This window comes from Pantoea sp. 22096, assembly GCF_052045955.1.
Lineage (GTDB): Bacteria > Pseudomonadota > Gammaproteobacteria > Enterobacterales > Enterobacteriaceae > Pantoea > Pantoea alfalfae.
The window spans coordinates 136,549-161,242 of the sequence record NZ_JBQEPW010000007.1 but is presented as its reverse complement, the minus strand read 5'-3'; the positions used below and the strand labels follow the sequence as shown (position 1 = coordinate 161,242).

Annotated in this window: 20 protein-coding genes; 9 read left to right on the top strand and 11 right to left on the bottom strand. The window is 48.2% G+C overall.

The features are described from left to right. From ACTJKZ_RS19090 to ACTJKZ_RS19070, 5 genes are all read right to left on the bottom strand, one after another. The coding region (locus tag ACTJKZ_RS19090; protein ID WP_440829941.1) for a fimbria/pilus outer membrane usher protein at nt 1–2,513 on the bottom strand (2,513 nt) is incomplete at its 3' end. 26 nt (nt 2,514–2,539) lie between these two features. Continuing rightward, a complete protein-coding gene (locus ACTJKZ_RS19085) occupies nt 2,540–3,277 on the bottom strand; it encodes a fimbrial biogenesis chaperone (protein WP_440829940.1) in 738 nt (245 codons plus the stop codon). A 61-nt stretch (nt 3,278–3,338) separates the two neighbouring features. After that, nucleotides 3,339–3,869 carry a fimbrial protein gene (locus ACTJKZ_RS19080; protein ID WP_440829944.1) on the bottom strand — a complete coding sequence of 177 codons (531 nt, stop codon included), beginning with the start codon at nt 3,867–3,869 and terminating at the stop codon, nt 3,339–3,341. A 104-nt stretch (nt 3,870–3,973) separates the two neighbouring features. Beyond that, nucleotides 3,974–4,195, bottom strand: a complete 222-nt coding sequence (locus tag ACTJKZ_RS19075; protein ID WP_161736961.1) for a hypothetical protein — start codon at nt 4,193–4,195, stop codon at nt 3,974–3,976. 9 nt (nt 4,196–4,204) lie between these two features. Further along, nucleotides 4,205–4,522 carry a hypothetical protein gene (locus ACTJKZ_RS19070; protein ID WP_061060988.1) on the bottom strand — a complete coding sequence of 106 codons (318 nt, stop codon included), beginning with the start codon at nt 4,520–4,522 and terminating at the stop codon, nt 4,205–4,207. A gap of 1,047 nt (nt 4,523–5,569) precedes the next feature. Between ACTJKZ_RS19070 and ACTJKZ_RS19065 the strand changes: the two genes are divergently transcribed. Together ACTJKZ_RS19065 and ACTJKZ_RS19060 are read left to right on the top strand one after the other, a co-directional pair. Next, complete coding sequence (locus tag ACTJKZ_RS19065) at nt 5,570–6,160, top strand: helix-turn-helix domain-containing protein (RefSeq protein WP_161736946.1); 591 nt, start codon at nt 5,570–5,572, stop codon at nt 6,158–6,160. A 36-nt stretch (nt 6,161–6,196) separates the two neighbouring features. Continuing rightward, nucleotides 6,197–6,832, top strand: coding sequence for a helix-turn-helix transcriptional regulator (locus ACTJKZ_RS19060; RefSeq protein ID WP_161736945.1), 636 nt, complete (start codon nt 6,197–6,199; stop codon nt 6,830–6,832). A 547-nt stretch (nt 6,833–7,379) separates the two neighbouring features. Here ACTJKZ_RS19060 and ACTJKZ_RS19055 read toward each other — a convergent pair. Both ACTJKZ_RS19055 and ACTJKZ_RS19050 read right to left on the bottom strand, forming a co-directional pair. After that, the gene (locus tag ACTJKZ_RS19055; protein ID WP_285088943.1) at nt 7,380–7,694 is read right to left on the bottom strand and encodes a NirD/YgiW/YdeI family stress tolerance protein; all 315 of its coding nucleotides are present in this window, start codon (nt 7,692–7,694) and stop codon (nt 7,380–7,382) included. A 40-nt stretch (nt 7,695–7,734) separates the two neighbouring features. Continuing rightward, nucleotides 7,735–10,662, bottom strand: a complete 2,928-nt coding sequence (locus ACTJKZ_RS19050; protein WP_440829939.1) for an autotransporter outer membrane beta-barrel domain-containing protein — start codon at nt 10,660–10,662, stop codon at nt 7,735–7,737. A 619-nt stretch (nt 10,663–11,281) separates the two neighbouring features. Here ACTJKZ_RS19050 and ACTJKZ_RS19045 point away from each other — a divergent pair. Then, entirely contained in the window at nt 11,282–11,530 is a 249-nt protein-coding gene (locus ACTJKZ_RS19045; RefSeq protein WP_440829938.1) for a putative hemolysin, read from the top strand. A 692-nt stretch (nt 11,531–12,222) separates the two neighbouring features. Next, the gene (locus ACTJKZ_RS19040; protein WP_440829943.1) at nt 12,223–16,431 is read left to right on the top strand and encodes a S6 family peptidase; all 4,209 of its coding nucleotides are present in this window, start codon (nt 12,223–12,225) and stop codon (nt 16,429–16,431) included. Between the two features lie 188 nt (nt 16,432–16,619). On the opposite strand, the gene ACTJKZ_RS19035 is transcribed toward ACTJKZ_RS19040, so the two are convergent. The 3 genes from ACTJKZ_RS19035 to ACTJKZ_RS19025 all read right to left on the bottom strand — a co-directional run bounded on the left by ACTJKZ_RS19035 (nt 16,620) and on the right by ACTJKZ_RS19025 (nt 19,139). Continuing rightward, nucleotides 16,620–16,823, bottom strand: a complete 204-nt coding sequence (locus tag ACTJKZ_RS19035; protein WP_150015823.1) for an Hha/YmoA family nucleoid-associated regulatory protein — start codon at nt 16,821–16,823, stop codon at nt 16,620–16,622. Nucleotides 16,824–17,068: 245 nt separating this feature from the next. Beyond that, the gene (locus ACTJKZ_RS19030; RefSeq protein WP_440829937.1) at nt 17,069–17,500 is read right to left on the bottom strand and encodes a PACE efflux transporter; all 432 of its coding nucleotides are present in this window, start codon (nt 17,498–17,500) and stop codon (nt 17,069–17,071) included. Between the two features lie 628 nt (nt 17,501–18,128). Beyond that, on the bottom strand, nt 18,129–19,139 hold the full coding sequence (locus tag ACTJKZ_RS19025) for a LacI family DNA-binding transcriptional regulator (RefSeq protein WP_161736614.1): 1,011 nt from the start codon (nt 19,137–19,139) through the stop codon (nt 18,129–18,131). Nucleotides 19,140–19,246: 107 nt separating this feature from the next. On the opposite strand from ACTJKZ_RS19025, the gene ACTJKZ_RS19020 reads away from it, so the two are divergent. The 4 genes from ACTJKZ_RS19020 (at nt 19,247) to ACTJKZ_RS19005 (ending at nt 22,259) form a co-directional block, all read left to right on the top strand. Next, nucleotides 19,247–20,260, top strand: coding sequence for a Gfo/Idh/MocA family protein (locus ACTJKZ_RS19020; protein ID WP_440829936.1), 1,014 nt, complete (start codon nt 19,247–19,249; stop codon nt 20,258–20,260). Nucleotides 20,261–20,403: 143 nt separating this feature from the next. After that, nucleotides 20,404–20,940 (top strand): tetratricopeptide repeat protein, encoded by a 537-nt coding sequence (locus ACTJKZ_RS19015; protein WP_440829935.1) that lies wholly within the window; start codon nt 20,404–20,406, stop codon nt 20,938–20,940. Nucleotides 20,941–21,027: 87 nt separating this feature from the next. Continuing rightward, a complete protein-coding gene (locus ACTJKZ_RS19010; protein ID WP_440829934.1) occupies nt 21,028–21,477 on the top strand; it encodes a sigma-70 family RNA polymerase sigma factor in 450 nt (149 codons plus the stop codon). Beyond that, a complete protein-coding gene (locus tag ACTJKZ_RS19005; protein WP_440829933.1) occupies nt 21,474–22,259 on the top strand; it encodes an anti-sigma factor family protein in 786 nt (261 codons plus the stop codon). Before ACTJKZ_RS19010 ends, ACTJKZ_RS19005 begins: the two co-directional genes overlap by 4 nt. Before the next feature lie 26 nt (nt 22,260–22,285). On the opposite strand, the gene ACTJKZ_RS19000 is transcribed toward ACTJKZ_RS19005, so the two are convergent. After that, the gene (locus ACTJKZ_RS19000) at nt 22,286–22,864 is read right to left on the bottom strand and encodes a YceI family protein (protein ID WP_222925720.1); all 579 of its coding nucleotides are present in this window, start codon (nt 22,862–22,864) and stop codon (nt 22,286–22,288) included. 693 nt (nt 22,865–23,557) lie between these two features. Here ACTJKZ_RS19000 and arnB point away from each other — a divergent pair. Further along, nucleotides 23,558–24,694, top strand: a complete 1,137-nt coding sequence (gene arnB / locus ACTJKZ_RS18995; protein ID WP_285088938.1) for a UDP-4-amino-4-deoxy-L-arabinose aminotransferase — start codon at nt 23,558–23,560, stop codon at nt 24,692–24,694.

Here is a 24,694-nt window from a genome sequence, read left to right as displayed (position 1 = left end):
GTCGTCAGTCTCGCCAGTGTCTGATTCTCACTGGACTGAACGGCATCAGATTCAAGGTTAACCAGACAATTGTCATTTGCCGTTTTCCCCCATGAAACATGCAGGCGGCTGACATCTTTATTCAGCCTGACGTAAATCTGACCACCCTGTGAAACAGTAGTTACCAGATTGCCATTTTCATCATTAACTGATGCACCAAAAGGTAAGGCATTGCCATTAGGCTGATTTGCCCTTATTAAAAGTGGTTTTCCCTTAGTGGTTTTATAGTCCAGTCTGACTACAGCACCTTCAGCAGGAATAACTCGCTGTTGAGTTGACTCCAGCTCAACATCAAGCGGAATACCTTTTGGATCAATCGCCAGTTCATTTATCCTGTACGGGTTAAGATTAGGTACTATTGCTCTGCCGCTTCCGTTTAACACTATATTTGGATAACCAAGCACCCGAGCACCTTCCGCATCAGCGGCACTGACTACAGCATACGTAGTTGACTGATAGGCACTAAAGTTAATGCTATCAGGCAAGGCAACCACAGTTCCGCTGGCACCTGCTGAGGCTGAATAATAGTCCTCTCCCTTGGTATATGACGCTGTCAGCATGCTGTAAGGTGAACGATATTGACCACCGATCGAACCTGACTTTTTATTATCGATATCGCGTGCAGCACTTACGTTATAGCTATATTGATCATTCTCTCCTAGCATGCCATTAACTGCAGTTTGCGCAGTTACACCATCTTTATTATGTGTGGCGCTTCCGGTTACATAATTTTTATTTTCACTACCAAGTGGTATAGAGAAGTCGAGTGAGAGTTGCGTGTCATGCCCACCGGTTGAATATAATAATCGGTTTGCTGATAATGTATAGGACACGCGACCAATTCTATTATTATAGCCTAACTGAAATTGGGTGTTTGTACCGGTACTGTTCCAGTAGTTTTGAACGAAACCAGTAAGATATATATTCCCATATGACTCTCCAAAATTTTGGCTGGCAGTCAGTGAAAAGCGTTGTTTAGGCCGGGAGAGATAATTTTCCCCGTTAGTTTTATTCTTTTTGTAATAGTTATTAATTTGCAGGGCATTGTCATAGCTATAATAGCCCGATGACGAAAATCTATATGCTGCGAGGGTAAAGTTGGTGTCAGTCTGAGAAACTTTTTTACTGTAGGTCGCACGATAGCTCACACCCTGCTTTTTCTCATCGCCATATTTTGTCTGAGCACCGGTGATATCAAGAGAGATAGCGCCGATCGGTAACCCAAATGCAGCGCCTAACAGCGCTGAGATATAGTTATCTGATCCCAGAATACCGGTATAACCGGTCAGGCTATTGGTAAAGCCATGCTGAAGGGTGCCCTGATAAACAGAAGGCGTATAAGCCATGTTGTCTTTACGCGACACACCTCCCGTCACAGAGTAGAACGTCATGCCCGGGCGCTTCAGTCTCGTCATAGCTGCATAAGGTACTGAAAAACGCGTTTCGCTGCCGTCAGCTTCTTTTACAGTGACATCTAAGTCGCCACCGTAGCCGGTAGGGTAGAGGTCAGAGATGTTGAAGGGGCCTGGCGAAACGGTTGTCTCATAAATTTTACTGCCGTTTTGCGATACAGTTACCTGAGCATTAGTACGCGCAACGCCACGAATTTCTGGTGCGTAACCACGTTGTGAATCAGGCCACATTTGATCGACAGTCGATATCTGTGCACCGCGGAATGAGAGGGTATCAAAGAGCTCGCCACTCGTATTACCTTCACCTAACAGTAAGCGTGATTTCAGTTGCGGGATATCACGCTGAACATAGGTGTTGATGGCATTATAATGATGAGACTCCTTACCTTGCTGGCGTCGCCAGCTTAATGAACCATCATGACGAAACATCCAACCGCCAAGGTTAAAACCTGCCAGCGCTCTGCCATAAAATGAGTCATATTCACGTCCGTCGTTAACAGAGCGGTAATAGTTGGTATCATAGTTAAGTGTTAACGCCGTTTCGCCCTTATCCCAGAATTCTGGAGCAACATAGCCACGTGCTGAGCGCAGCAGATAAATCTGTGGAATTGAGATGTCCATCTGCATATCAGCGGAGTTGATTGCGGCATGACTCTCCTTAACCACATCTTCCAGTGCTATACATTGCTTACCGGAACGTAACTCTTCAGCTTGCTCAGAGCTGAATACCGTATCTTTAATGGAGAGGCTTTTTACCAGATCATAGGAAAGACAGGCCTTAGTACCTGCTCCCTCACGTACAACCTGAACATTCTCCCGACTAATCTGACGGCCATTTAAAAAGATATCCAGCGTGTAGACGCCGGGATCAATGGGGTTACCTGTTGCGTAGCGGGAAACATCTACTTTTACGCCAGCTAAATTTTTTACAAATGATTCATCGAAATCATAAGCAGTTTCAGCAAACGCTGACTGAGTTGCTGCGGTCAGAAACAGCGCCAAAAAAGAGCGATAACAAATTTTGCCAGTTGATTTATTAAAAAATACCGTCCTTGCCATCATAATTTCCCCTGGATAATTACCAAAAGCTACTCGTTTATTTTGCTTTCAACCTTACGTGCTGCACCAAAGTCGTCCAGATACTGATAATTAAACGTTGTTTTTATTTGACTTGTGCTCATGCCTTTCAGCGGGAATTCTTTTGTTTCGCCTGGTGCCAGCATTTCCCCTTTTTCACTGACTAATTTATGACCTGAGTTATCTTCTGCATTAATCTGTGAGACGTTAACGTAGAAAGGTGAATTGTTAGTTGCGGAAAGAAAATTAGGCTTTTGACCGTGACGCCATACCAGCCCTGACGCAGCTTTATTGGCCTGCGCTGTATCAAACTGAACTGGACGATAAAAAATCTTGATGCGACTCCGGATCGCCATTTGCAACTGGTTCTGGTTAGCCAGGCTTTTATCTCGAGGAGGTATATCAAGGACATTAAGCCAGAAGATAGATTCTTTATCGGTTGGCAAATTGGCGCCCGTAAAAACAATACGTAACGTTTGCCCTTTATTCGCCTCCATACGGAAAACCGGAGGTAATAAAACGAAAGGAACATTTATTTTATCTACTGCTTCGTCAGGGTTTCCGTTATCAACCCATGCCTGAACAAGTGCGGGATGATCGCCGCGGTTATCCAGACGAACGGTAACCTCTTTTTCGGAGGCAGGGTAGATTACCCGGGTACCAATAATGGTCACACTGGCAAAGGCAGACGAAGTCATTGCGCAAGTGAGCAAGCAGGAGATTAAAAATTTAAAAATTTTTTTTTTCATGATATTAACTGAAGTGATGAAAGGGGAAGAGTGGTGAGGGCATTGCCCTCACCATAATCAATTACAGGTAATTGATTGAATAGTTTACTGTTGATGCAACGCTACCCGCTTCAGCAGCAGCAGTTGCATAGTACTGAGCTGAGTAAGACAGGCTGCCAGCCCCTGCTGTCAGAGCGACAGTTGCAGGAGAGGTAGACTGTTCAGTGCTGCCTGCATTGATGACTTTGTTGGCGCTGTCCAGCAGTTGCAGATCAACACCTGTAGCAGTACCCGTGTTAGTCAGGCGACCGTTGGCGTTAACACCAGCGCCCTGCTCAAAGTAAGCGTAGACATCGCCAGTTGTTGCAGAGCAGTCGCTCAGCGCCAGAGTAAAGCGAGTGTTGCCCGCAACGGCACCTGCCGCATTTAATACACCGGCTGCTACTTTCGGCAGGGTAACTGTGGCAGTACTGCTTCCGCCGTTAACACTTACGGTACAGGTCTGAGATGCAATGGTACCGGTGAAGTTAAGGGTGCCATCTGAAGCTTCTGCTGCATTAACCTGCGCCGCTGTCAGCAGCAGACCCATAGCAACCATAGATACCTTTTTCATATACTTTCCTTTGTATAAAATAGTGAACAACATTTAATTATGAGCGATTGAGTTTTATGACAAGCGCCCATTCCTTTCCGGAAGTCTATTGCCTTCCTGATAAATCAGAACATCAGCAGGCCGAAAACTACGGCCGCAGCAACACCGACAATACCCATGCCAAAAGCAGTACCGCTAACCGGGTTAGCTTCTGGTATTGATTCCGGACGTACCCACTCAGTTTTTTCTTTGGAGCTTCCGCCAATCTGTTTAAAGAAATCTAAAATTACGGAAGTTAGTGAGCCGCCACTGACGCCTTCAATTTCATTAGTTTTCAATTCACGCATGATTTTTCCTTATGCAGTAATTACACCTGTTCCCAGGTCGAGCTGGTTTTCAACAATATTATTGAACCAGCCTGCAGTTGTTTCCCAGCCATTCATCGCGCCATAAAGTGCGCCATCGACCAGACCCACAACGGCACCTACGATCAGTCCAACACCGCCAGAGATAATACCAACGCCCAATACGCCGCCCGCGCTACCGCCGCTCATGGCCCATTTGAGACCGAAAGCAGTAATACCTGCAGCTGCACCTACAACGACTGAACCGATGAAATCAAAAAAACCTGCGCCTGAAACGGTCTGCATTTCAACAGATGTTAACTCTCTCATTTATATCTCCACGATTAATCAATTATTCAGTTATTCAGTTATTCAGTAATGAATTTTTTAAAATGCCGCTTCAAGCGAACGGCGTTATTAGATTCGGAGGCCATAAAAAATAAAATAGTAAAATATCCATAATTGATTTTTGGTGCGGTTTTCACTGGCTATATAAAGTTTGAATTCATTACATTTTTTTTACATTCATTATAATTTGGACGGGTGAGGTGAGGTTGTTCATATTATGGGTAAGTTATTTCACTTCATATTTGTTGAGGTGTCTTGCGTTGAGGCGGCACTATCAATTTCAGGCGGTGAGAATGGTACACATTCTGCGATGTAAAGGCTTTGAGAATAATCTATAGGGGTTTCTTAAAACAGCCTGATTCTGAGTAAGTGAGATTCATATGAAGCGTAAAGTAAAATCCTGGCGCTTAGAGCCTTACCCATTAATGGAGTATAACACTTAGAAAATATAAAAAAATAGAATTTAAATCTATATATTAATCATTTGTCGATTTAAATGTCTGTTATAGGAATGCTATGGTTTAATTTATGCCATCAGGTGCTGTGTTGGTTTTTTTTATTTTTACGGAGGAATTAACAATGATTCTATTATGAGTAACCATGTGAAGATTATTACAGGTTTTTAAAATGCCACTGCGTACTTGTTTTTTTAATACGGTGTTTTTATAACATTAATTTCCATATGGTTATGATTGATTCCTTTTTTAAGAAAAAAGTTATAACCCTATCAGTAAGTCTCTACTTGTTAGTTTGAATTACTGATTAAATGACTTTAAAGCGGTGAAATATCTGGTTGTTATGCTATTCGCTGGCTTAATGCTCTTCCTTTTTGCATGTTTGTGGTGTTGAATTTTATCGCAATGGTTTTACTATAGTGAAACCAATAACGACCTCTTCTATGGCTTATATCCGGGGGAAGGCCAGAGATCAGAAATACACCAGGCGAAAAAAAGAGACTATAACAAACGGATTTTTACTAATTTTTCTACTAATCACTAACTTCGTGTTAGTTAGATTGAGTTAATTATTATGTATAGAGTGACTGAGAATCATGAGCGGATCATCGATGCGCTGGCCGGGTACACCCAGGTTGCTAATCCAGATGAGATTTCACGCGGTAAGCGTCGTTATCATCTCACTAAAGATAATGTACGCCGTGTAATGTTCATTCTTGATGGTGACTTCTTACTGAAATTAAAGAGTGAAAATAAGGTCTTAAATATTCTGTCTGCTCCCTTTGTTGTCGGTGTCACACCGGCACTCGATGAACCTCCTGTCTATCTGGAAAGAATCGATTATGGGAAGGTCAGCTTCATTGATTACGATGTGTTCTGGCGACTGGTATTTGAGAAAGACCTCTTTAACGATGCCATGTCCATTCTTTCGGGCCAGTACTCAGACCTGATGAACTACATTCAGCTACCCAAGAATAACTCATATGATGAAGTGATTTCTTTAATTGGTCGCTGGGAAAAATTGCCACCGCATCTTAAGAAGCGCTTTTCGGCACTTTACCTGATTGAAAACAGTTCTCATCTTTCAAAAAGCTCCATTTGCAGGGTTTTGAAAGAATTAAAAGAGAAAGGTGAACTGACCCTGGTTAATGGCAAGTTTACCTGATTTTTTTATTTAACTTTTGGGATGCTTAAGGGAAAAATGCATTTTAAAGTCGTTTGTACAAATGAGAACTACTTCTTTCGGCTGGGCATCTCAAAAATTATTGAGGAGGCACTGTTATCAGATACGTCAGTAGAATTCTTACCCGCCTATGACGCGAAAAATTTATGTCAGGCGGACTTTATACTGATTAGTGTTGCACAGTGGCGCCTTTATATGTGTCAGCCTGCCTACCGGGATCGGAAGCCCGGTAGCATTTTAATGGTCTTTGTTGACGATATTGAAGACATCACTCCTGAGCATTTGCCTCTCTGCTATCGTTCTTTGATTATCATTTCGCGCAGGGATTCTGTTCGCGATATTGCTGACAAAATCATCCGGTTCTGGCTGGGAAATCAGGGGAGCGCCAGAGGATTTGTACCCACGGATTGCTCACATTGCGATTTCGCGCGTATTACAGTAGTCCAGCTGCAGGTGCTAAGTTTTCTTAAGAAAGGGTATAGCGTAGGGCAGACAGCTAAACGGCTGAATCTCTCCGCTAAGACAATTTATGCACATAAATACAATGTCATGAAGAAGTTTTCGCTAAGTGGTGATATGGCCTTTAACGCCTTCATCAATGATCTGACTTTGCTTGAGCTTTATAAGGGGGTTATTGAGTCTGCAAAATTTTAACTCCTTATGCATCTCATATGTCCGTGATCCTGCAAATTACAGCGTTAATTCTGATGTCCGGGTTTTCTGTGATGCATAACGGCATTCACAGGCTGTCTTCTGGTCGTTAAGGGTTGAGAGGTTTATGTGAAAAAAGAACCGCGAAAAAACCAATCCCTGGTCATCCCTTTTAAAAGGGTAACGGCACTCATGTCAGGGATGGTTATCTGTATTTACAGTAACGATGTGGTTGCTGCACCCGTACTTCATCTTCCCGATGCGTTTAAGTCAGGCGTGGGAAGCCGTTATCCTTCTTAGTCTGCGCCGACACTCAAAGAAACGCACATAAGTACACAGAAATCTTCCGGACAAACGCGTGAATGCTCAGCCGGATGGCTAACCAGCATTTGAAATCAATGGTTTTGAAAAATAATGACGTTCAGGCGCTATCGGTACATGGGTACACTGTTTGTACTAATTACTTTTACAAACGGTAAGGAACCTGAAGCTTCTGATAAGTTAAGACAAGTAAAAAGCCAGTGCTGCCACTGGCTTTTTTTTCAGATGTTTATTTCAGAATATAAACACGATCTACGTTGATTTCGCTGTAGCCATCATCCCGGTCAACTTCACCGCTGACCCGTACCTTTTTACCAATCAGATAGCGATCATCGTCATCATCATCGTCTATATCGACACGGATGCGGCCAGTCGGGTCTTTTAACCAGTAGTGATCATCATCGGCCCTGCCAGTGATCGTTCCCGTGAGCGTAACATGACGATCGTCGCGCAGGGTTTTCGCCACTGCGACCGTGACTTCCTGCCGGGCATATGCCGAGCCTGAAGTGATGAAGGCCAGGATCATCCATAATATTTTCTTCATTTACGTCTCCTTTAATACCCATCATTTGTTGGTTTATTGACTAAAAACTAAAACGATAACCGGCGTTAACCTGGCGCTGGTTGAAGCGATTTCCATTTACCCTATCTCCTTCAATAAAAAGGGTATGGTTACTGATTTGCGCACTGACACCGATACCGTTATTCCAGCCATTACCTTTAAACGAGAGGCGCTCATCTGAACCATTCAGAGCATAAGCAGCATCCCCGTCATACTCGCGCAAAACACCTGTTTTGACATAAGCATTGAGTTTGTAGTTGCTCTGATTGACTTCATAACCTGCCAGTACGCTGGCTCTTCCCATCATCGATTTGTAACTTGAGAGATTAATGTTGAGGCCATTCGACGCCTGTACAGAGGTTCCATCCTGATGACCGGCAGTCAGCTGAAGCTGTGGTTCCAGGTAAAAGCCAGTAAGGTCGTCAGAGAAGCTGAACTTCTTGCCAGCTTCGAGTGATCCACTCAGGCCTGATGAGACACCCTGTCCGGATACGCGATTATTCTGCGTATCGCTGACATCGAATTGATTTCTCAGGCGGTTGAATTTCAGTACGCCATCCAGGTAGAAGCCTGCATCATTCAGCCATGTGCCGTAGATACCAAAATGTTCAGATTTAGTCGTGCCATCGCCAGCACGATAATGAGGCGAGCCCTCTGTTGCTCCCATAAACAAGCCCAGATAAATCGGCAGATCATCGGACAGGCGTTTATCTACCCCAAACTGATAGCCTGAATAATTCATGCTGAAGTTGCTCAGCTTGCCATTGGCAAAACCACTAAAACGCCCATCCATTCCGCGCAGCCAGACATTGCCGCTCGTCTTTCCCTGGCGCACATCACCCATACGCTGCATCAGAGTCTGCATTTCGGCATAATTCATCAGATAACCGATGTTAAGGAAGTTGGCGCCTGCATTCGCTGTGGTAGTGATTGTTGAATTGTGATTTTGTTCTGCTGGCTGTGTAGGATTTCCATTTTCTTTAATGTCTTTATCTGAAGCAGGGTGAATGTTGTTATCCGTTGGGGCTACGGGGTGTTGGTCTGCTGAGGGTTTCTCATCAGAAGCAGGTTGAATGTTGTTATCCGCTGGAATAGCGGGTTGCTCATCTGCAGCAGGCGCTTCAGGCGCTTTTGGCGATGAGAGAACCCAGTTAGTCCCCTGTTTGTTGACCGAATAGACATAGCCACCCAGCTCAACGTCGGTGTTGCCCCTGAACGTCGCGACACCATCGGTAGTTTCAACAACGGTCAGCACTTCATTTCCTGTGGTAATGGCACTGCCGCGGTTCAGAATATTCAGACCGTACTCACCTGCGCTGCTTTCGGTCACCACGATTTTGTCGCCAGTATTATTTACCCCTTCACCATCGCCGACCAGATTGGTACGAAGGGTAAAGTTGCCGCTACCACTCAGGTTAGCAATGGTCAGAGTGGAGTAGGTCGCATCGTCTGTTGCTGCTGAAAGGTCTGCCAGTGAGTTATTTAATGTCAGGTTATCAAGATTAGATGTTTGACTAACGTTCCATGTGCTGTTAGTGAGGCTGACGTTTAAATGACCGCCATTCACATTATCGCTGGTAGCACTACCGGACCACAGTGAACCCGGCTCTAAATTAAGATCGATCAGGCCCCCCAGCGATACTACGCTGCCGGTGATTTCCGCTTTCCCCTGAGAAGTAATAACGCCCGGGGCAAACCCTTCGGCGTAGAGTGTTGCTACTGCTACTCCGTCCGGAGAGGCCATATTGATAGAGAGATCGCCTGTCAGATTGGTCTGGCCACCATTCCAGGCGACAACACCGATTCCTGTATCAGGGCCGGTGATGCTGATGTCTTCGCCATTAATCACGCCTCCCCCCAGAGACCAAAGGCCTCTGCCGACCATATCTGATTCTTTAAGAACAATATCTGTGTTTGCCAGATTGATCACTGCACCTGTCGATTGCGCGGATGCGCCATAACCGCCAGACTGAATGGTGTTGCGTTCCTCTTCACTGCCTGAAAAGTTGAGGATGGCATTATTATCCATTGCAACAAGGCCGCCAGTCTGCGCTGATGAGATCACGCTGCCTGCGCCGACATTTATCAGGCTATTTTCTCTGGCTGAAATGCCAGGAGAAGTCGTGCCAGATGTGCTGATTGTCAGATGATCGGCAGTCAGTTCACCCAGGCTCCAGATGCCTGCAGAAGTCTGACCTGTGGTGATAATGGTTGAGTGGCTGCCCAGATCAACCGAGCCATTATCCTGAATATTGATGCCCTGCGAGGTGTCGCCAAGAGTATTAATGGTCAGCGCTTCCGCTTTAAGCGTTGCGGCACTATTCATCGCATCACCGGTCAGTGTATCCACCTGTACGCCATGACTGTTGGTCCCGTTGGTCTGTATACTACTGTCACGGCCTAAATCAACGTTTGACCCGTAACCGCTGACGCGCAGTGCAATACCGTTGGTGCCCTGGGTACTGATACTCGATGCTTCGGCCTGCAACGAGGATTGATTGCTTACAACCACCCCCTCTGCGTAAGCAATACCTGATCCAATCGATGTGACGGAGCTACCTGATCCCAGATTGGCAGTAACCTGCTTTCCACTGAGCTCCATCGCCACTGCGGATATTCCTGAAACATTGAGAATTAATTTATCAGCAGTAAAGTGACTGTTCGCAGCCTGGATGAAAATTCCCTTAGCGTAATGCTCAGGGTCTTTCACCGTAACTGTGCTGCCCGAACCGGCTGTCACTTCAGCAGCGGTTGCACCTGTTACAAGAATGCCATAATAACCATCGCCAGATGACTGATCGGCGATTAATGTGGTGCCATCTGCCAGCGTAATATCTCCGCCTCTCTGGCTTCCGACAATAGCCGCCGGACTGACCAGAGGCAACATACCCATACCACCCGCCAGTACCATCGCTTTTACGCGTTTATTTAAGTCAGTATTATTATTCATATCTGTGACTCTTCCTTAAGGTTTTATTAAAGGGCCGGGGGACTCTGAAAGTGTTAAACAGGCATGCCATTTCGCACTTCATACGCTTCTCAGGCCCGATACGAATTAAATGTCTTGTTAATAGAATCCATTAATAACAGCATTTTTACTTAGGGCGGCAGGATTATGCAGGTCAGGCGTTAATTATGTAAAGAGAGTGAAAGTATGCGTTTTTTGACGACAGGTTAAAAGAATCGAAGCACCACAAAGGAATTTCCATTGAAAATTAAGCTTATGTGTTAACTGTCACTCGGGAAGTCTTGTTATTTATTATTACAGTCATTCTCTTTTGGTGTTTATTTGTTGTGTTTCGCAGGTCAGTAATGAGAATGCTGGTAGCAATAGGTGTTGTTAAGAGAGGGTTTAGCGCGTGGGTGCTATCATTATTACACGCTCAGATACATACCAGACTTTTCCATAAACTGGTCAGAAAGGAATCTGAAGCCATGGCCGATGAAAAACGTATGACAAAGAGCGAATTAATTAATGCGCTAATCGTTATTGCGCTTTGTGCCATAAGCGTTGTAAGCATGAGAAGCGAAGTCTCACCGACCTGAAATTGATGCTGAGAGAGGGTTATATGAAAATCATAAACAGAATAACAGTTGGCTCCCTGATGCTGGCCACGCTACACATTAGTGCCTGCACGCCCCATCATGCTGAGCCACAGCGCCTGGTAATGCAAAATCCTGCAAGTCAATGGTGCCTGCAGCGTGGCGGACAGCAGGTAAAGGATGAATCATTGAACACCAGCACACTCTACTGCCTGTTACCTTCAGGAGAAAGGATTGAGCAGTGGGCGTTGTATCATCGCGATCATCCGCAATAATCACTTTTCAATTTTTCCACCAGTAGGGTTAACGAAAGCCATTGAAATGCAAAGATAATTAACCTGAGGCTCTGTCTTAGCTCAATGCTGGCTAAATCTTTGCAAGACACCCGATCATTTATCGCAGTCCTTTTTTGTGGACTGCTACGGATGTCTCGTGTCGTTCTGACTCCATGAATGGGGTTAACCGCGTGTTTTATGTACACCAGACACTGAATTGGTTAATCCCATGAATGATAATGAATATTATTTCTACAAAGTATTATAAGATTTTTTAGGGAAGAATTAATATCAAGGTAGAGGGAGTGACTTTTCTGAATTAATAAATTATTTTTTATCAGTAAGTGTTTTTTTATATCTATTTTGATCTCATTTGGCAATTGTCCTGACATAGTTTTCAAGAAAAATATTAAATCTGAAGCTTGTAATCCAATTTGATAATGGGTTTTTATGGCCTTTTAATACAATGAGTTATCACAAATTTTACGCTAACCTGCCTCCTTTATTTGATCTGAATCAATATCTATATAAAACTCAGATTCTGTTACCGATTGTCATAATGATACTATTTCATTAATTAAGGTATTTTTCTTAAATAATAATAGCCTCATGAGGATAATCCATTGAAACATTTTGGAAGCGCAGCGTTATGTTGCACCTTCTTTATCTGCACCAAATCTTATGCGGGCATAATGCTCAACAATATCGATGTTCAGGAATATCGTGATTTTGCTGAGAATCTGGGGAATTATAATGTGGGAAGAGTGAGTGCCCCTGTATACACTAAAGATGGTTCACTCTCTGACTACCTTGATTTCCCTATTCCTGATTTTGGCGGTGTATCCTCTATGGGTTACTCTACGCTTATTTCACCTTCGTATGTTGTCAGTGTAAAACATAATACCGGATATAAAACGTTAGCGTTTGGCAATGGCGCTCAATATGGTACAGCCTACAATCTCATCAATCGTAACGATCTCAGCACCCAGGATTTCCATGCGCCGCGGCTTAATAAGGTGGTTACTGAGGCTGCTCCGTATAGCTACGTAACTAAATCAAACTTCCTTGCTGATTATAAATCACGCTATTCCTGGTATACCCGTGTGGGAACCGGAACGCAGGAGCAAATTAATGACGACCAGACGGAACGTGTTCATCTGACGGGCGCCTATAACTGGAAATCAGGCGGTACAATCAGCGCTGCTAATGTACGTGACATCTCTAATAACACTTATTTGCGTTATTACAATTTAGGTCCTGATGATGCGGATACCACGCCTCTTTCGATCGGTGCTAACGCTGGGGATAGCGGTAGTCCGGTATTTGCATGGGATGAAATAGATCAGCAATGGAAGCTCGTCGCTGTCCATGTTGGGTATGACCTGGATAGCGGTCTTTACAAAAAGCGTGCAGTTGCGGGCTATCTGCCTGGTGATTTTATTGCTTCGGTACAGGCCATCAATACCTCACCTGATGTCGTGGATATTGCCGGCAATGGCACGATTTTCTGGGACAACACCGCGATAACGCAATACGGATCCTCCTGGTCATGGGCGGGCCTTGGAGCGGACTATGCGTCAGCGGCCCCCTCTACCGCCACCAATGAAGAACTTGATGCCACCAAAGATCTGCGCTTCAACGGGGCGGGCGGCCTGATTACGCTGAATACACCAATCAATATGGGCGCAGGTAAACTTCAGTTTTCTAACAACTATACCGTGGCTTCAGAAGAGGGCGTGAATGCAACCTGGGCAGGCGGCGGTGTTGAAGTTGACGCAGATAAACAAGTCCTGTGGCAGGTTAATGGCCTGGCAAGCGATGCGCTGCATAAAATCGGCGCAGGTACACTACATATCAATGCTGTGGGTACAAACCCGGGTTCGCTGAATGTGGGAGAGGGTACCGTTATCCTCGATCAACAAGCTGATGCCTCGGGCAATAAACAGGCGTTTTCGTCAGTCACTTTAGTGAGTGGGCGGCCAACCGTTATACTGAACGATGAAAATCAGGTCGCGACTGACCAGATTTTCTTTGGTTACCGCGGTGGTCGTTTAGATTTAAATGGTAACGCGCTGAGTTTTAAAAAGATCAACCATACCGACAGCGGCGCAACGCTGGTTAACCACAGTGATAAAGACGCAACACTCAACATCACGGGTTACACCGCTGCAGACGTTCCCTTTTACACCTTCAAGGGGAGTAACCCTAAAGGTACACCGGGCACGATCTATGAGTATAAAAATCCCTATACCAAAGATACGGAATATTTTCAGTTAAACACCACATCATACTGGTATTTTCCCACGGATAAATCTTCAACGTCGACCTGGACGTATCTGGGTACCGATGCGGATGAAGCCATCAATCATCGCCTGACACAGCTGAACGTTCAGGTGTTCCGCGGTTTTCTGGGTGAAACGCTGGAAAATGCGCTGAATGGCGTGATGAACGTTAACATTCTACCGCGTAACGCCACCGCGATTACCGCACTGACCGGCGGTATGAACCTGAACGGCAATCTCAACGTTGATAGCGGTACGGTGGTGTTATCTGGTCAGCCGGTTCCACATGCGGGAGGCGTTGTCATTGATGACGACTGGAACACTTCACTGTTTAAAGCCGATCAGATCAATGTAGGTACTGGTGCGCATTTCCAGGTGGGAGAATACGCTGGTGTGAAAGCCAACATTGTTGCTGCTGATTCGTCAACGCTCTCTTTTGGCTATAACGATAGCGAGCTGGCAGGCGAGAAAAGCTGGCGTTGCTATTCTGCCATCTATTCTGATGATGTTTCCTGCAGTCAGCCATTGCGAAGCGCGGATGCACTGGCACTGCTGCCCGCCAGTGAAGTGGAAGGTGATGTTCAGCTGGCGAACAACGCCTCACTTTATCTTGGGAAGGTTAACTATCAGGGGGCCGTGACATCAACGGGCAGCAACCTTATGACGCTGGATGCCACTGCGAACTGGACGATGACCGGCAACAGTAATGTCAGTTCACTTCTGGCGAAACGTGGTTCGACACTTTCAATGGTGCCTTCGGGCAACTGGAGCGCCAAAACATTGAATGTCGATACGCTGAATGCGACCGGGTTAAATCTGATGTTAGGCGTTAAACCCTCCACACTGGAAAGCGACAAACTGATTGTAAAAAATTCGGTGAGTGGTGGCGACAACCTGCTGGACGTAAGTCTGCTAATCGGAAGTGAAGAGGACGTTGCGCTGACCCAGGATCTGGTGATGGTTGATGCACCTGCTGGCACGTCTCACAGCTATTTCTCTTTTGCAGACAGCTACAGAGGATTTAGCGTTTACACCCCCAATTATCAGGTGAAAGACGATAACAACCGTGTTTTGTGGGTGCTGGAAAGTAACAAGTCGGCTGAGCCGGAAGTCACGCCTGAGCCGGAACCGACGCCAGCGCCGGAAGTTACCCCTGAGCCGGAACCGACGCCAGCGCCGGAAGTCACGCCTGAGCCGGAACCGACGCCAGCCCCGGAAGTTACCCCAGAGCCAGAGCCGACGCCAGCGCCGGAAGTCACGCCTGAGCCGGAACCGACGCCAGCGCCGGAAGTTACCCCTGAGCCGGAACCGACGCCAGCCCCGGAAGTTACCCCAGAGCCAAAGCCGACGCCAGCGCCGGAAGTTACCCCTGAGCCGGAACCGACGCCAGCGCCGGAAGTCACGCCTGAGCCGGTACCGACACCAGCGCCGGAAGTTACCCCTGAGCCGGAACCGACGCCAGCGCCGGAAGTTACCCCTGAGCCGGAACCGACACCAGCGCCGGAAGTTACCCCTGAGCCAGCGCCTGTTCCAGACGCTTCGTCAGCGGATAATGCCACTGCTGAGCAAGCTGCTGTGGAGAAAGCAGAGGAAGACGCCAAATCCAAAGCAGAGGCCGAGGCACAAGCGAAAGCCGAAGCTGAAGAAAAAGCGAAAGAGGAAGCCGCGAAAGCAGAAGAGGAAGCCAAAAAACCGGCGTTCAATCCGGATGACTGGTTCTCTGTTTACGACAACCTGCCACTGATCCAGCGCACGCGTGCCTTAATCGCCTCGCGGCAGTACATTTTCAGTGAAGCGGTCAGCCAGTTGCATAACCGCACTGACAGTCTGCGCGCTTCGCCAGAAAGCAGCGGATCATGGGCAACAATAGAGCAGAAAAAAGGGCATTTTCTTGGACTCGACGTCAACCAGCAAACACTGAACGTGGGCTGGGATAGCCGCAGCGACAAGCAAACAGCCGGTATCAGCGCCAGTTATACGCAGGGTGAGGTAAAAGGGGAAGGTCATGAAAAACATCGACTGGCTACTGTCGGTGCATTTTATTCCTGGCAGGCTGATGCCGGATGGTTCTTTGATGCGGCCAGTCGTTATATGTATCTGAATCAGGAGATAACGCTGGATCCTGCTTTAAATATAAATGGCATGAAAAAGGACAGCCATATGCTGGCAGGCAGCCTGCGCACTGGCTATCAGTTTGCGCTCGCTGACGATACTCTGTTTATCTCACCGTTTGTTGGTGTGACCGCAGGTGTCATGTCCGGCTATACCCTGAAAGGGGAGGATGCGTCAGTTTCGTTAAGTTCATCCACACCTTACTTCACCAGCAGCGGGTTCATGGTGCAGAAACGCGGTCTGGGCGCATTAATGCCGAATATTAACGTCAGCGCCAGTCTGGCCTATCAGTATTCACCTGGTAAAAATGGCTCCACAACCACGCTCTCCGATCGTCAGTCAAACCGGCAATACAGCGCCTGGTCAGATAACCGTTATCGTGGCAGTGTAGGGCTGGAAGGCATTATCGCGCCCGGCCTTTCACTAAATGCGAAAGTAGAGAGCAGTTTTGGTGGTGAATTTAAAACGGATTACAGTGGTTTAATCGGCCTGTCATATCACTTCTGATATCCGTGTCGGAATAATATCAGAGCATCACTTCATGAAGGGGTGATGCTCTGACTTATCGATACATTATTCCTGCTGGAAAATATCAGCCTGCGGACGTAGCCGTAAGACGAAAAAGGATAATCTGCAGAGCAGTAAATCTTCAGAGGATAATGTATTAATGTTGATATTTTCTCCTTATTTCAGCGTCAGCAAACTAATCGCCAGACTTCCGCAGGCACTTCGTTGTAAGTCTCATTCATTATTAGTTCAGCTTTACGATGATCGTATGCGCCCTCAAAAGAAGAGAGATCGTCAGAAGGAAGTTTTTTCCGCATATAGCTTGTCACGATATCCAGGATATCGGTTGACGGGCAGTTTCTTAACTTATTCAGATAGTAGACTTTGTTCATAATTTTTTGCTGAAGTTAACCTGTAAAAATGAGCTTATGCGCGGTCTTAACTTTATCTAAGCTGACTCGCTGTGCTATCGATGCTGCCAGGAAGATAAAAACCTGACAACAGATATACGTGTGTCCTTACGCACTGGATACGTTCAGATGCGCCGCGTCGCCTCTGACGCTTCACTGGCCTGGCTAAACGGAAGATTAAAAATCAGCTTTTATCTTAATGTATTTTTAATTTGTTGTTTCTAAAGTTATTTTTTAAGTGCAGCCCTGCCGTAATCCCATATCAGATTGAAAAGATAAGCATAAACCAGAAAAAACAGCACTAACCCACATTCCAGTTTCAGCGCTGCGAATAGCGTAATATCCAGCCACCATGCTGCAAAAGGTATCAATACGAATAACAGACCTGCCTCAAATAAAACGGCATGGAGACATCTTATTCGCCAGTCTTTTTTAAATCCGATTCGCAGCTGAACGCTGTCAAACATCAGGTTGAACAGATAGTTCCATCCCATCGCCAGCGTTGATGAAACTATAGTCAACAGTGCCGACTGCGAAGGTGCTGCCGAGGCAAAAATAATCAGAATGATGAAAACCAGGACATTAGCAACGACTTCGAAAATAACTGCGTGCAGCACTCTTTCTGTGGTGGTGCGTACCGGAGATAAACACTGTTCCAAATCACACTCTCATTAATCCGTCAGGCACCGTTACCGGTGAAGATAAAATTCAGGATAATCTTCTGCTCAGTCCGATTATATTCAAAGCGCTGGGCATTCACCTGCCTTAAACGGATGAGAATTTAGCATCGCACCGTCATAAAGTGAAAGCGTAACGGGTAACTACCAATAAAAATCCAGGCAGGCTTGATATTTATCAAATCTTTTACAAAACGTGCTTTATCAGCGATGCGCCTTAGCATACCTGCTCCTGAATTACTCTTTCTGTTCAACGACCCGGGTCCAGAATGGTTAATCTGGTAAGTTTTTCACTGCATGCGGTGATGGCCTGTCGGATTCGAGGCGATGATAGCAACTCTGAGATGGAGTGAAATATTAAAATAGAAAATTGAGCGTATATAGATTTATATTTTAATATTTAGATGATAAGTAGGTTTAAAAACTGTATGTCGGCGTCATTTACCGTTCTGAAGCGATTGCGATACAGAAGTACAGCGTAAAGGTGAGGCTGCAGGAGGTGAAAAGTGGTTTGCCCACTGTGCCATTATCAATAGCCTAAACAGATTCAACGTCTGGCATTTATAACGAAAATGCGGTCCTCGGTGGAGAGTATGACGTGATGATTACTTCATATCGCGTTCTCGGCTGTATAAATCATAAAGTCTACTTTTCCACTGGCATACTCATCGGGTTTCACTTTCTGCTCCAGATAATTCAGCATAAGCTGTACCGCAAGCTGAGCATGCTGCCGGGTATTCTGATCCAGCGTCAGCGCAACGCTCTGCTGCGCCATCAGCGTGCGTGTCGTGGCGTAAAGCTCATGGGTGATCCAGACGCACTGATTCAGCCGACGATGACGTGCCAGCGTCTGGCCTATTTCAGTGTTCCCCAGGCCGGTATTATAAATTCCCTGCAGATTTCTGCTCTGAACCAACTGCTTCTCCAGCAACTTACTGAGGGTGTCCCTATTTTCCTGAGCCGCCAGAACTTCACATAGCTGAAGATGGGGATAGCGTTCAGTCATCAGCGTGCAAAATCCTTCAATGCGCTGACGATGCGCGCTGTAGTCCCTGTGACCACTGACCATCAATACCTCACCGGGCTGATGCAGCATTTTGCCCATAAGCTGAGCGGCGGTGCGTCCTGCCTGCAACTGGTTGATCCCGACATGACAGAGCCGGGCGGCACCGGGCAAATCGGTGACCAGCGAGATCACCGGTACACCACGCACCCGGCAATCTTCCAGCGCCTCATAAATCGCCGGATGTTCATGGGCAAAAACGATTAATCCATCCCGCAATTCACTGCCTTGCCTGATAAGCTTTGCCAGTCGTTCAGGCTGCGCCTCCGGGACAAAAGTGCGATGCAGCGTCAACCGGCGATAGCCCAGATGGGATGCGACCTCCGTAAAATCCTGCGCCAGTTGCTTAAAGAAAAACGAATCGTTGCTGCTGAGCAACAGTTCTATCTGCCACGGATGACGATGCTCCTCAGGTAAAATTCGCCTGAGTCCGACTTCCCGTGCCGCCTGCAGCACCCTGTGAACCGTTTCCGGTGCAACGCCACCCCGTTCATTAAGCACCCGATCCACGGTTGCCAGCCCTACACCTGCCCGCAGGGCGACCTCTTTCAGCGACATGCCGCTCTCCTCTGAGGTAAACACCTCAAAACATCATGCTGTGAGTGTAAAACGCAGCGCTATTCTGCTGATGCAGCTTTCTGCCGGACTATGATGGAGTTCAAATAATGAATAAAAAGCAACGTGTTGCCCTTCTGGGGTGTGGCTTTATTGGTGAAGTTCATGCCGCGAATCTTCAGGCGCATCCCGGGGTAGAGCTGGTGTGGGTGGCGGATGCGGAACCCGCCCGCGCTGCCGACTTTGCGACCCGCTATGGTGCCCGGGTCGCATCTGTCACAGACGCGATAAACGATCCGCAAATTGACATGGTGCTTATCGCCAGCGCGACGCCGACACATGCGGATTTGCTGGAAGCCGCTGCGCGCGCCGGTAAAGCTATCTACTGTGAAAAGCCGGTCGATCTTTCTCTTGAGCGTGCCCGTAAGGCCGTGGCTAACGTTCTCCCTTACAACGTGCCGGTCACGGTGGGGTTTAATCGCCGTTTCGATGTCAGCCATCAGCAGCTGAAGCAGCAACTCCGTCAGGGGCGGATTGGCCCGGTGGAACTGATTCAGATGGTCTGCCGCTCCTCGGCTATGCCACCGCTGGCCTATCTTAAGGCGTCAGGGGGACAGATGCGCGATCAGGCTATCCATTTCTTTGACCTGCTGCGCTGGCTGACAGAAGAGGAGGTAACAGAAGTCGCAGCGATGGGAGCAGCACTGGCTTTGCCTTCTATCAGTGAATTTGGTGATGTGGACACCAGCATATTGCTGTTGCGGCTGCAGAACGGGGCGCTGGCACAGCTCGATAATACCCGCCGTACCGGCTATGGCTATGACGAGCGTATCAGTGTAATGGGGTCAGACGGCATGCTGGAATCGGCCTCTCAGCCGCAGCGCGGCGTCAGCTGTTATCAGGGCGCGCAGATTCAGCAGCCAGGTCTGCTGCCCGATTGGTTCAGCCGGGTGCAGCCAACCTATTATGCTCATCTTGATGCATTTATCCGATCGCTGAACGGGGAGCAGGTTGGCGATCTGCCTGGCCTGGAGGATGGTCTCAGGGCACAGGCGATTGCGGAAGCTGCGGTGATCTCTCTGGCGGAAAGACACTTCAGTAAGGTGGAAAACGAGCTGATCTGATCAGGCATGGCTGGCGGCCAGAAAATAAGTTTATTTTTATCGAATAGAAACCGGTGCTGAGCTGTTTACCGTATAGCGCTGCGCTGGCGGAGTGCCTCTGGCAGGTTTCATCAACTGCCTCCCCGACCCGATAAGGATAAATGATGACAACACGTTCTGGTATTCCTCTGCTTGCCGTTCCGGCCCTGTTACTGTTGCTGCACTCGCCGCTAAGTATGGCGATGGGTGACAATGACAGTGAGAAAAAGACGCCTGACTGCCCCAAAGGTCAGGTCTATGACAGTCAGACCAAAAGCTGTGTACCGGAGAAGACCAGCAGGCTGAGTGACGAAGACAAAACGCGCTACGCCTATCATCTGGCGAAAAAAGGTGAATATCAGTCAGCGCTGAACCTGCTGGATATGCTGAAAAACCCGGATACCCGCGAAGCCTGGAATTATCGTGGTTATGCTACCCGCAAGCTGGGCCGCACAGATGAGGGCATTGGCTATTATCAGCGCGCCATTGCGCTCGATCCCCGTTACGCTAAAGTGCGTGAATATCTTGGTGAAGCCTGGATGATCAAAGGGCGACCCGACCTGGCGCGCGAACAGTTAAAAACCATTGCCGGGATTTGTGGCACCGATTGCGAGGAGTACCGCGATCTGCAGGCCGCAATTAATGGCCATCCCGAGGTGTGACTCGGCACGGAGGAGCGAAAAATCACTCACAGCGACATCCGTCAGCACCTTGCAGAACACCTGACGCGACTCTGGCGTTACGGCTATGTGCTGTCGCACAACCGTGACATGGCAGAAGAGCTGGTACAGTCGACCTGCGTGCGCGCGCTGGAGCGCAGCGCACAGTTCACGCCGGGCACACGCATTGACCGATGGCTTTTCTCGATCCTCCACTCCATCTGGATCAGCGACTTACGGGCGCGAAAGGTGAGACAGGGCCAGGGATTCGTTGATCCCGATGCACTGCTGGCCGTGGATAACCATGCTTTCAGCGACGACAACCGGCACTACCAGCGCATCATGCAAAAGGTTAACGCCTTGCCCGAAGCGCAGCGTAATGCGCTGTTTCTGGTTTATGTCGAAGGACTGACCTATCAGGAAGCGGCAGAAACGCTGGCTGTTCCGATTGGCACCATTATGAGCCGTCTGGCTGCAGCGCGTGCCACGCTGGCCAGGCAGACAGCGGCCTCGCCCGTACCGCAGGAGAATCGGAAATGAACAGGGAAACTTTTACGCCACCGTGGCGCGATGAGGCGATTGTTGCCTGGCTGGATGGTGAGATGATGCCACAGGAAGCTGCAGAGTTTGAGCTGGCGATGGCTGAAGATCCCGGACTGGCCGCAAGGGCCGCGAATTTCCGGCAAAGCAGTCTCGATTTTGAACAGGCTTTTGCACCGCTGCTGGAACAGGCTCCACAGGCCAGAATGGCACAGCAGCTGGCGGCCATCACCGCACCCGAGTCCCCGCCAGCCAAAGGATACAGCCGTCGGGCACTGATTGCCGCGTCTGTCAGCTTTTTGCTGGTGGGCAGCAGTATCGGTTTCCTGGCAAGACCGTCAGATGATGAGCAGGATGAAAGCCAGGCCATCCGCGATCTTGAAGCACGTTATATGTCGCTCTACAGTGCTGAAACGCTTGCCGACATGCCCGGTGATGCTCTTTCGCTGAAAAAGGGGCTGGACCGCACCCGACTCGATTTAGGATTGCAGCTGCACCCCCAGCAACTGCACGTAGCGGGGGCTGAACTGAAAATGGTGCGTATCCTGCGCTACGAACGGACGTCAATTGCGCAGATCGCCTGGCTGCACGCAGATTATGGCCCGATGGCGCTTTGTATCTCGCCCGCACCGCACAACACGAACCCGATTGCCCGCGAACAGCGCCACGGCATGCAGCTGGCCTGGTGGACGCGCGACGGTTATCAATATGTGCTGATTGGCCGCAACCCCTCAGCGCAGCTGGCGTCCACCGCTGAAACATTACAGGCAGCGCTCACGTAATCCGGCAGCACGCGCAGCGGTGACGGTCAGCGCGGCTCTCTGACCTGCGCTGCAATCTTTAGCGCAATATTTACCCGGTCGTCCACCACCCCGACCAGCCGGTCCATACCGAAGGCGGAGCGGGAGATGGCGGTGGAGGCATGCAGCGCCAGCAAGCGTGAGGCAGGATCGAGGGTGTTCCCACTGTCCAGCGAGGCCAGCATCACGACAGGCCGGCTGACAGCTTTAACCGTCAGCGTGCCAAAAATCCGGTAATTACCGTCACCCAACGCAGCCACGCGACTGCTGACGAAATAAATCTGCGGGTAACGCTCTGCGTCAAAAAACAGATCACTTTTCAGTTGCCAGGTTAACAGGCTGTTCGAGGCCACCAGCGTTCCCACCGGAATATTCACTTCAATACGATCGTCACGATCCTGATCCGGATTAAGCGTAACCGTGCCGGTCACGCCCTGCAGTCTGGCCTGCGAAAAGTCATGTCCAAAGGCACGCCACGAAAGGCCAATCGACGTTTTATCGGGGGTAATGGCATAGGTTACCGGCGCGGCACAGATCACCGGGCTGATCAGGGCAAACAGAGTGCATAAACAGGCGGCACGTATCATCACTTTTTCTCTTTTAGACAGACCAAACGTTAACGCCTGAAACCGCGATCTTATTCGCTTTTATTAGCACTGCTTTTACCACAGAGGCACAGATAATCTTAAAGATATTAACTGACTGCCACCTTAAATTCACCAAAATGTAATGATTATTCCGCGGGCAGAATATCAACCCCAGGAAATATTAAGAATACATTAAGTCGACTTTATTAATCTTTCGTTTTACTGAAATCCTGAGTGGAGGTATTTGACACCCTTAAGGGGGCAATTTGCGATATGAAATTAGCTTATCGTAATCAGTGGCTTAAGGTTTTCTCGTTAAAGGAAATTTATGTCAGGCGAGCTTCATCGGAGCTGATAACAGGCTGGGCTTCCTGTTTTTTAAACACAATATCAATAACTCAAAAAGAGTTGAGTTCCGGGGCGGTATTATTGAAATGATAGTGAACTTTTCAGAAATCCATTAACTCAATCCTCGTTGTTTTTATTGTAATTAAACCTCTTCATTTAATGTTCAGTTAACTTTCATACGTTAGCTTGTATTAGCAGTCCGGTAACCTTAATTCCATAACGGGAAACCTGTTATGTCTTATCTGCCTGCCGGGTGTTGATAAATCACTATTTCAGTTCTTTCCGGCGTTGTATCCGATTAACAACGCGCGACAGTTTATGGGTTTGATTTGCAGGAGTTTTAGCATGGATTTTTTGCCATTTTCCCGCCCTTCATTCGGCAATGAGGAGCTGGCTGCTGTTAAAGCGGTATTCGACTCCGGATGGATAACAACCGGGGCGAAATGCGCCGAACTGGAACAGGCCTTTGTTCAGCTGACCGGCAACCCGCACGCCATTGCAGTCAGCTCTGCCACTGCCGGGATGCATGTCACGCTGATGGCGATGGGGATCGGGCCTGGCGATGAGGTGATCACGCCGTCCATGACCTGGGTTTCAACCCTTAACCTGATTACGCTGCTGGGTGCCACGCCAGTCATGATTGATGTCGACCCGGATAACCTGATGGTGACGCCGGAAGAGATAGCTCAGGCCATTACGCCACGCACCCGCGCCATTATTCCGGTGCATTACGCCGGTGCGCCTGCCGATATCGCACCGATCTATCAGCTGGCTGAGCAGCATGGCATTGCCATTATTGAAGATGCGGCTCACGCGGTGGGCACGACTTATCAAGACAGACCGGTCGGGCATCGCGGCACGGTAATTTTCTCGTTTCACGCCATCAAAAATATTACCTGCGCGGAGGGCGGTCTGGTGGTGACCGATGACGCTGCTCTCGCCGATCGTATCCGCAGTCTGAAGTTTCATGGCCTTGCCGTGGATGCGTTTGATCGCCAGACCCAGGGGCGTCTGCCGCAGGCAGAAGTGATGATGCCGGGCTTCAAATACAATCTGCCCGATATCAGCGCAGCGATTGCGCTGGTGCAGTTACAGAAACTGCCGGGCTTTATTGCACGCCGCCGTGAGATTGCCGAACGCTATCTTGAGGCGCTGCGTTCGCTACCTTTTACACCGCTTTCACGGCCAGAGTGGCCACATCAGCATGCATGGCACCTGTTTATTATCCGCATTGATGAACAACGCTGCGGGCTGTCCCGTGATGCCTTTATGCAGGCGCTGAAGACGCGAGATATCGGCAGCGGCCTGCATTTCCGTGCAGCACATACCCACAAATATTACCGCGAGCGCTATCCCGATCTGCGTCTGCCCGCCAGTGAACGTAACAGCCAGCAGATGTGTTCACTTCCCCTGTTTCCGTCCATGACGGATCAGGATGCAGAACGCGTGATTCAGGCTTTACATGACATTGCCGGAGCCTGA

What these genes read in the sequence shown, in the direction of transcription:
- ACTJKZ_RS19070 (WP_061060988.1), bottom strand. Translation starts at nt 4,522, where the DNA reads ATGAGAGAGTTAACATCTGTTGAAATGCAGACCGTTTCAGGCGCAGGT.
- ACTJKZ_RS19075 (WP_161736961.1), bottom strand. Translation starts at nt 4,195, where the DNA reads ATGCGTGAATTGAAAACTAATGAAATTGAAGGCGTCAGTGGCGGCTCA.
- ACTJKZ_RS19025 (WP_161736614.1), bottom strand. Translation starts at nt 19,139, where the DNA reads ATGTCGCTGAAAGAGGTCGCCCTGCGGGCAGGTGTAGGGCTGGCAACC.
- ACTJKZ_RS19045 (WP_440829938.1), top strand. Translation starts at nt 11,282, where the DNA reads ATGAAAATCATAAACAGAATAACAGTTGGCTCCCTGATGCTGGCCACG.
- ACTJKZ_RS19085 (WP_440829940.1), bottom strand. Translation starts at nt 3,277, where the DNA reads ATGAAAAAAAAAATTTTTAAATTTTTAATCTCCTGCTTGCTCACTTGC.
- ACTJKZ_RS19080 (WP_440829944.1), bottom strand. Translation starts at nt 3,869, where the DNA reads ATGAAAAAGGTATCTATGGTTGCTATGGGTCTGCTGCTGACAGCGGCG.
- ACTJKZ_RS19065 (WP_161736946.1), top strand. Translation starts at nt 5,570, where the DNA reads ATGTATAGAGTGACTGAGAATCATGAGCGGATCATCGATGCGCTGGCC.
- ACTJKZ_RS19055 (WP_285088943.1), bottom strand. Translation starts at nt 7,694, where the DNA reads ATGAAGAAAATATTATGGATGATCCTGGCCTTCATCACTTCAGGCTCG.
- ACTJKZ_RS19050 (WP_440829939.1), bottom strand. Translation starts at nt 10,662, where the DNA reads ATGAATAATAATACTGACTTAAATAAACGCGTAAAAGCGATGGTACTG.
- ACTJKZ_RS19060 (WP_161736945.1), top strand. Translation starts at nt 6,197, where the DNA reads ATGCATTTTAAAGTCGTTTGTACAAATGAGAACTACTTCTTTCGGCTG.
- ACTJKZ_RS19005 (WP_440829933.1), top strand. Translation starts at nt 21,474, where the DNA reads ATGAACAGGGAAACTTTTACGCCACCGTGGCGCGATGAGGCGATTGTT.
- arnB (WP_285088938.1), top strand. Translation starts at nt 23,558, where the DNA reads ATGGATTTTTTGCCATTTTCCCGCCCTTCATTCGGCAATGAGGAGCTG.
- ACTJKZ_RS19040 (WP_440829943.1), top strand. Translation starts at nt 12,223, where the DNA reads ATGCTCAACAATATCGATGTTCAGGAATATCGTGATTTTGCTGAGAAT.
- ACTJKZ_RS19020 (WP_440829936.1), top strand. Translation starts at nt 19,247, where the DNA reads ATGAATAAAAAGCAACGTGTTGCCCTTCTGGGGTGTGGCTTTATTGGT.
- ACTJKZ_RS19035 (WP_150015823.1), bottom strand. Translation starts at nt 16,823, where the DNA reads ATGAACAAAGTCTACTATCTGAATAAGTTAAGAAACTGCCCGTCAACC.
- ACTJKZ_RS19000 (WP_222925720.1), bottom strand. Translation starts at nt 22,864, where the DNA reads ATGATACGTGCCGCCTGTTTATGCACTCTGTTTGCCCTGATCAGCCCG.
- ACTJKZ_RS19015 (WP_440829935.1), top strand. Translation starts at nt 20,404, where the DNA reads ATGACAACACGTTCTGGTATTCCTCTGCTTGCCGTTCCGGCCCTGTTA.